We start from the raw sequence: 4,869 nt of genomic DNA, 5'->3' as shown, positions 1-4,869 counted from the left end.
ATGCTGGACATGACCTTCGGCGCGCACAAGCTGACCGTGGGCGGCCAATACAACGACACCGACATGGTCGACGGCGTGTTCGGCATGGACGGCGCCGGCTACCGCGCCAACGTGAAGCAGCAGCATCGGATGTGGTCGGTGTTCGCCGAGGACAACTGGTCGTTGACCGATACGCTCACCGCTACGGTGGGCGTGCGTTATGACGACCACAACATCTTCGGCAGCCACGTCAGTCCGCGCGGATACCTGGTGTGGAACGCCAGCGATGCATGGACGATCAAGGGCGGCGTGAGCACCGGCTACAAGACCCCGCGCCCCGACCAGCTGTTCCCGGGGGTGACCGGCTTCGGCGGCCAGGGCGTGCTGCCGTTGGTGGGTTCGCCGAACCTGAAGCCGGAAACCAGCACCAACTATGAGATCGCGACGTACTACGAGGGCGCGCAGTGGGGCTTCAACGTGACCGGCTTCCTCAACAAGTTCGACGACAAGATCGCCAGCGGCGGCACCTTCCCGAACTGCGAAGTGGCACCGGCCGGCAGTGGCTACTGCGTTGACGTCGGTCCGGGCTGGGCAGCGTTGGGCTACAGCACGTTCGCGCAGAGCGTGAACGTGGACAAGGCCGAGACCAAGGGCATTGAAACGGCCGCTTATGTGGACCTGCTGGACAACCTGCAGCTGCGTGGCAACTACACCTACACGCGCTCCGAGCAGACCAGCGGCGTGGACAAGGGCAAGCCGGTGGGCGGCACCACGACGCCGGCCAGGCACATGGCCAATGCCAGCCTGAACTGGCAGCTCAGCGATGCGGTCAGCCTGTCGTTGATCGGCGAGGGGCGTTACGACCGTTACCGCGACACGCTGCTGAGCAACGTGGGCGGGGTAAACACGTCGCAGGTGCGCTACTACGAGGACTACACGATCTTCCACCTGGGCGGCAGCTGGAACATCAATCCCTGGCTGACGCTCAACGCGCGGGTGAACAACCTGTTCGACAAGGACTTCGTGTCGCAGTCGTGCGTGCTGAGCAGCGACAGCGAGTACAACTGCGTGGACGATTACGCCACCAAGGACCAGCGCCGGAGTTACTGGATCTCGGTGAACGCGAAGTTCTGAGGGCGACGGCAACGGCGGACGGCCTGCGCACTGCGGGGGCGGTGCGGTGGGGGCGGAAGTGGGATCCGGAGCAAGGGCAAGAGCAAGAGCAAGAGCAAGGGCAAGGGCAGGAGCAGGAGCAGGAGCAGGAGCAGCCGAGCATGGCTCGGCTCTACCAGGGCCCGTATATCGGTAGTGCCGAGCCATGCTCGGCAGCCCTCACGAAATAAACTGCAAGGCACCCGCTTTTTACCCATGCCCGCCAGCCCAGCTGCGGATCAGGAAGCGCTCTACGATCCCGCAACCCCGCCCCCACCGCCCCCGGAAAGTTGGCGGGTCGCCGCGTTGAGATCCGGAGCAAGAGCAAGGGCAAGAGCAAGAGCAAGGGCAGGAGCAAGAGCAAGAGCAAGAGCAGGAGCAGGAGCAGGAGCAGCCGAGCATGGCTCGGCTCTACCCGGGGGCCGTGTACCGGTAGTGCCGAGCCATGCTCGGCAGCCCTCAGTAAACAAACTGCGAGGCACCCGCTTTTACCCATATCCGCTGGCCAGCTAAGGATCTGGACGTCCCGCGCTTGCGACGCTCGCCTCCAAGCACAGGAGCCCCGCAAACCCAGAAATTGCGAACCATTCTCATCAATGGTGTAATTCGCCATTCAGTTCCCAGCAGCGTGACCGTGGCCACTCCCTCCTCCAGCGTGCAGCAGCAACAACGTCGTGGCTTCTGGCTGCGCACCCTGCACCAGTGGCACTGGATCAGCTCGGCCGTGTGCCTGATCGGCATGCTCCTGTTTGCCGCCACCGGCATCACCCTCAATCACGCGTCCAGCATCGAAGCCACCCCGAAGGTGGTCAATCGCCAGCTCGAATTGCCCGCCGACCTGCTCGCACAACTTGGCGACCGCACCGACGGCAACGCCCCGATTCCGCGCCCCGCCGCGCGCTGGCTCGATGCGCAGCTGGCCATTTCCGTCGGCGGCCGCCGCGCCGAATGGTCCGAGGGCGAAATCTACCTGTCCATGCCCAGCCCCGGCGGCGACGCCTGGCTCAGCATCGATCGCGACAGTGGCGCGGTCGAATACGAAGCCACCTCGCGCGGCTGGATCTCCTATTTCAACGACCTGCACAAAGGCCGCAACGCCGGACCGGCCTGGGGCTGGTTCCTGGACGTGTTCGCCGTGGCCTGCCTGGTGTTCTGCATCACCGGCCTGTTCCTGCTGCACCTGCATGCCCGCCAGCGTCGCATGACCTGGCCGCTGGTCGGCCTGGGCCTGATGATCCCGCTGCTGATCGCCCTGATCCTGATCCACTGACCCTCCTACCTTGATCGTCCCCCACGGAGCCGCACCATGCGCGTCACCCTGACCATCGCCCTGAGCGGCCTGCTGGCCGCCACCCCGGCCTACGCCGCCACCCTCGACATCAACGTCGAAGTACCCAAGCTCAACGTGGCCGAATATCACCGCCCGTATGTCGCCGTGTGGCTGGAAGGGGCCGACCAGAAAGTGGCCGCCAATCTCTCGGTCTGGTACCAGCAGACCGGCAACAGCGAAGGCCACGGCACCAAGTGGCTGCCCGACCTGCGCCAGTGGTGGCGCAAGAGCGGTCGTACCCTGGACGTGCCCGTGGACGGCGTCACCGGCCCCACCCGCCCGGCCGGCAAGCAGGCGCTGTCGTTCAACGACAAGCAGCCGGCACTGAAAGCCCTCGCCCCGGGCAATTACACTCTGGTGGTCGAAGCGGTGCGCGAAGTCGGCGGCCGCGAACTGCTCAAGATCCCCTTTACCTGGCCGGCCACCACCGTCCAGAACGGCAAAGCCCAAGGCGCCACCGAACTCGGTCTGGTCACCCTCACGGCCAAGCCCTGACTTGTCGCCCGCCCTCACCGTCGGGTTCCCCTCGGGACGTCGCGCAGCGGCGTAGCGTCGGCCTCCGGGCCGATCCCCAGTTCACCGAAGCTGTCCACTACATGGAGTTTTTGATGAAGCGCTCGCTCGTCCTAGCCGCCGCCCTGGCCGCCGCACTTCCGTTCTCCGCCCTGGCCCACAAGGCCTGGCTGCAGCCCTCGCAGACCGTGATTGCCGGTGAGAACCCGTGGATCACCGTCGATGCGGCCGTGTCCAACGACCTGTTCTACTTCAACCACGTGCCGCTGCGCCTGGACAGCCTGGTCATCACCGCGCCGGACGGCAGCACCGTGCAGCCGCAGAACGCGTCCACCGGCAAGTACCGCAGCGTCTTCGACGTGGAACTGACCCAGCAGGGCACCTACCGCCTGGCCTCGGTCAGCAGCGGCCTGTCGGCCAGCTGGGAAGAAGCCGGCAAGCCCAAGCGCTGGCGCGGCACCCCGGCCACCTTCGCCACCGAAGTGCCGAAGAAAGCCAAGAAGCTGCAGGTGTCGCAGTCGGTCAACCGCATCGAGACCTTCGTCACCAACGGCACCCCGAACGCCACCGCGCTGGCCCCCACCAAGCAGGGCATCGAGCTGGTCGCTCTGGGTCACCCCAACGACCTGGCCGCCGGCGAAGCGGCAAGCTTTCGCGTGCTGGTCGATGGCAAGCCGCGCGCCGGCCTGGCGTTCGAGATCACCCGCGGCGGCACGCGTTACCGCAACGCCCAGAATGAGATCAAGGTGAGCACCGACAAGAAGGGCGAGTTCACCGTCACCTGGCCCGAAGCCGGCATGTACTGGCTGGAAACCAGCAGCGAAGACAAGAAGACCTCGCTGAAGCAGGCCAAGACCCGTCGCCTGAACTACGTCGCCACGCTGGAAGTGCTGCCGCAGTAATCGCCCAAGGCGTTCACCGCCGCGCAGGTCACGTCCAGCCTGCGCGGTTGCCACGCCCCCTTCAGCATGGAGGGGGCCTTTCACCAGACCCTTATCGGCAATCGGGCCGACCGTGCCCGCCATGCCCACCCCATGAACAACACGGATTTCGACATCGCCAGCCTCGGTGGCCACACCATGGGCACCACCTGGCAGGTAAAGCTGGTGGTGGCGCGTACGCGCGATCTGCCTCCGCTGCACACCGGCATCCAGGCCCAGCTCGACGCCATCGTCGCGCAGATGAGCACCTGGGAAGCAGGCAGCGATATCTCACGCTTCAACCGCGCCGACAGCGGCAGCGTACATCCGCTGCCGCCCTTGTTCGCGCAGGTACTCGACGCCGCGCTGGACATCGCCGCGCGCAGCGGCGGTGCCTTCGATCCCACCGTCGGCCCGCTGGTGGCGCTGTGGGGTTTTGGCGCGCACGCCCACGCCCAGCGCATCCCCGATCCGGCGGTGCTCGCGGCCACCCGCGCGCGTTGTGGCTGGCAACGCCTGCTCTGGCGGGACCGCGCGCTGCAGCAACCCGGCGGCGTCGCGCTGGACCTGTCGGCGATCGCCAAGGGCTTCGGCGTGGACCAGGTGGGCCACTGGCTGCGCGAACAGGGCGTACGCGCGGCGCTGGTCGACGTTGGCGGCGAGCTGTACGGCTACGGTCGCAAGCCCGATGGCCAACCGTGGCGCGTGCTGGTGGAAGCCGGCCCGGAAGAAGAGGCCAGTACCGACCTGCCGCCGCGCGTGCTTGGGTTGGATGACCTGGCCGTGGCCACCTCCGGCGACCGCTGGCACCACTTCGAGCAGGACGGCGCGCAGTTCAGTCATACCCTGGACCCACGCAGCGGCGCACCGGTCACCCGTGCCGCCGCAGCCGTCACTGTGGTGGCACGCGATGCGATGCATGCCGACGGCTGGGCCACCGCGCTCACCGTGATGGGCGTCGAGCAGGGGCTGGCG

At 66.7% G+C, this 4,869-nt stretch carries 5 protein-coding genes; all 5 read left to right on the top strand.

Translation table 11 applies throughout. The annotated features are described in order from the left end of the window. A partial coding sequence (locus ACXJKH_RS14760; RefSeq protein ID WP_457320366.1) for a TonB-dependent receptor domain-containing protein occupies nucleotides 1-1,113 on the top strand: 1,113 nt, incomplete at its 5' end. Nucleotides 1,114-1,765: 652 nt separating this feature from the next. Further along, a complete protein-coding gene (locus ACXJKH_RS14755; RefSeq protein WP_256775744.1) occupies nucleotides 1,766-2,401 on the top strand; it encodes a PepSY-associated TM helix domain-containing protein in 636 nt (211 codons plus the stop codon). Nucleotides 2,402-2,437: 36 nt separating this feature from the next. Next, complete coding sequence (locus ACXJKH_RS14750) at nucleotides 2,438-2,956, top strand: DUF2271 domain-containing protein (RefSeq protein ID WP_457320364.1); 519 nt, start codon at nucleotides 2,438-2,440, stop codon at nucleotides 2,954-2,956. A 113-nt stretch (nucleotides 2,957-3,069) separates the two neighbouring features. Further along, nucleotides 3,070-3,876 (top strand): DUF4198 domain-containing protein, encoded by an 807-nt coding sequence (locus tag ACXJKH_RS14745; protein ID WP_256775742.1) that lies wholly within the window; start codon nucleotides 3,070-3,072, stop codon nucleotides 3,874-3,876. Nucleotides 3,877-4,008: 132 nt separating this feature from the next. Further along, the coding region (locus tag ACXJKH_RS14740; protein ID WP_457320361.1) for an FAD:protein FMN transferase at nucleotides 4,009-4,869 on the top strand (861 nt) is incomplete at its 3' end.

The sequence above is a fragment of the Stenotrophomonas sp. P5_B8 genome (assembly GCF_054049855.1).
The sequence above is the reverse complement of the archived record's forward strand: the minus strand, read 5'-3'. Positions and strand labels throughout refer to the sequence as shown.

Bases quoted from the DNA above. Each gene is read 5' to 3' on its own strand.
- ACXJKH_RS14750 (WP_457320364.1), top strand. From the start codon at position 2,438: ATGCGCGTCACCCTGACCATCGCCCTGAGCGGCCTGCTGGCCGCCACC.
- ACXJKH_RS14745 (WP_256775742.1), top strand. From the start codon at position 3,070: ATGAAGCGCTCGCTCGTCCTAGCCGCCGCCCTGGCCGCCGCACTTCCG.